Origin of the sequence: Aquidulcibacter sp. (assembly GCF_049239865.1) — a bacterium.
GTDB lineage: Bacteria > Pseudomonadota > Alphaproteobacteria > Caulobacterales > Aquidulcibacteraceae > Aquidulcibacter.
Window position 1 is genome coordinate 1 of record NZ_JBMLTR010000019.1, and the last position, 2,262, is coordinate 2,262.

2 protein-coding genes are annotated in these 2,262 nt (G+C 58.0%); one reads left to right on the forward strand and one right to left on the reverse strand.

The annotated features are described in order from the left end of the window. Window positions 1-218 precede the first annotated feature (218 nt). A complete protein-coding gene (locus ACOVRA_RS02160) occupies window positions 219-797 on the forward strand; it encodes a hypothetical protein (RefSeq protein WP_421718868.1) in 579 nt (192 codons plus the stop codon). 8 nt (window positions 798-805) lie between these two features. Here ACOVRA_RS02160 and mtaB read toward each other — a convergent pair whose 3' ends face one another. Beyond that, the gene (mtaB, locus tag ACOVRA_RS02165) at window positions 806-2,104 is read right to left on the reverse strand and encodes a tRNA (N(6)-L-threonylcarbamoyladenosine(37)-C(2))-methylthiotransferase MtaB (protein ID WP_421718869.1); all 1,299 of its coding nucleotides are present in this window, start codon (window positions 2,102-2,104) and stop codon (window positions 806-808) included. Between the last annotated feature and the right edge of the window lie 158 nt (window positions 2,105-2,262).

Genomic DNA, 2,262 nt, shown 5'->3' on the forward strand with positions numbered 1-2,262 from the left:
AGGGGTTGGGGTGAGGGCTTTCCTCACAACCTTCCCATGTGCGTTGGGGAGCCTTTAAGCCCCTAAAGCGATAAGAGTGTGTGCAAACCCTCCTCACCCCCGACCCGTCGACCAATTGGTCGACCCCCCCAAAGGGGGCGAGGGGAGGTTATCCAAACTGCAAAAATTTCGCCAAAATCAACACCCCTCCTTAAGGCGTTGGGTGTATAATCCGGCTTATGGAAGCTACACCGCACACATCGGGCGAGCCAATCATCCTCTCCCACATTATGCCGACACCCATTCGCCTGATCTTTGGCGGAGTTGGTCTTGCATTGACAATTTTGCTGTTGGTCGAGCTTGGACCAGCCTTATGGCCGCCTTCGTTTCTGACGCTTTTCTTTGGCATTATCGTGCTGGGTGGCTTGTCGGTCACCTTGGCCCTTGTGGCAGGCTCTGCCCTTGGCCCGGACCAGACTTGGGAGATACGTCCCGGGAAGCTGACCATCACCTATCAGTTGTTCAACCAGACCTCAGTTAAGACCTATGATCTGCACGATTTCGAGACCTGCGAGGTGACAAGCGCCCAATATGATTCCGATGTCGAGGCTTATCAATTAGTCTGCAGTTTGCCGTTGGGCAGAACGGTTCAGACTGGACTGGAAAGCACGCCCTTCTTGATGGCGATCCTCGCATTCCTGCAAAACCCTATCGCAAACTCGAACAGGCCCCACCATGCGGAGATCCGGCTGCGATCACCTGCTTTTACAAAGAGAGAAGAAGCCGAACGCGCCCTCACGCGTCTGATGGCACCTTAGAGCCCAGATCAAACCAGCTCACCCAGCAAATAGCCGTCGGCGCGGCCAGTCACACGGGCTTGGATTAGAGTGCCAGCTTGGCCGCCGGGCACTTGGATTTCAGCAAAGCTATTGAGACGGCCTTTGCCATCGCGCTCAATCAGCACGGTTTGCGTCGTGCCAATCTGACTATCGAGATAGGTGGCTAGCGCTTGTTGGCCTTTGTCGCGCAATAGGGCGGCTCGGGCCTTGATGGTCGCCTTATCCAATTGCGGCATGCGCGCAGCCGGTGTTTCTGGACGCGGCGAGAAGGGGAAGACATGCAGGAAGGCGAGGCCGACTTCATCGACCAAGGCCAGTGAGTCGGCAAAATGCGCTTCGGTCTCGGTCGGGAAGCCAGCGATCAGATCGGCCCCAAAAGCGATATCGGGCCGTGCCGCGCGTAAGCGGGCAGCGAGCTGAATCGCATCATCGCGGGTGTGGCGGCGCTTCATGCGCTTGAGGATCATGTCTGCGCCATGCTGCAGCGAAAGGTGCAGATGCGGCATCATCCGTTCTTCTTCGGCAAAGAGGCGGAACAAAGTGTCGTCTATCTCGACCGCATCGACCGACGATAGCCGCAACCGCTTGAGGTCCGGCACCAGCTTCAAGATACGCTGGACCAAATCGCCGAGCGTGGGTTGGCCGGGCAGGTCTGCGCCCCAAGACGTCATATCGACACCCGACAGCACGACCTCGGGTACCCCCTTGGCAACCAAGCGGCCAATCATGGCCACCACTTCGCCGGCGGGAACCGAGCGGGAGTTCCCGCGTCCAAATGGAATGATGCAGAAGGTGCAGCGGTGATCGCAGCCGTTTTGGACCTGCACATAGGCGCGCGCCCGGTCTTGCACGCCATCTATCAGATGGCCTGCAGTCTCGCGTACACTCATAATGTCATTGACCAGTACGCGTTCGGTCTGGCCCCCGGCGAGGGCGACGAAAGTCTTGGGTTCTGCCTTCTCAGCATTGCCGATGACGCGGTCGACTTCGGGCATGGCGGCAAACATGCCGGGGTCGATTTGGGCGGCGCAGCCTGTCACGACGATCAGAGCATCTGGCTTTTGCTTGCGGGCACGGCGGATAGTCTGGCGCGCTTGGCGGACGGCTTCGCCGGTCACGGCGCACGTATTCACGAGGACCACATTGGACAGACCTGCATCTTCAGCCAGATTGCGCATAGCCTCTGATTCATACAGATTGAGACGACAGCCCAAGGTGATCGTCTCAATCGACCCACGTGGGTCGGAAACGGGCAAATCGGCTTCTGGTAGGACTTCGGTGGTCATCAGAGTTAGGGCTATGCTTTCTGGCGAGACGCGGGGCTATTCGGCTATTGCGTCTGACGTGGGCGGTCCCAATATCATATGTCCAAGGCAATTGCAGGGCCTTGATGTAGGAGCGACTGACACATGTTCGGCAGAGAATGGAATGATGGCACCTCGAT

Coding starts and splice junctions, on each gene's coding strand:
- ACOVRA_RS02160 (WP_421718868.1), top strand. CDS start 219: ATGGAAGCTACACCGCACACATCGGGCGAGCCAATCATCCTCTCCCAC.
- mtaB (WP_421718869.1), bottom strand. CDS start 2,104: ATGACCACCGAAGTCCTACCAGAAGCCGATTTGCCCGTTTCCGACCCA.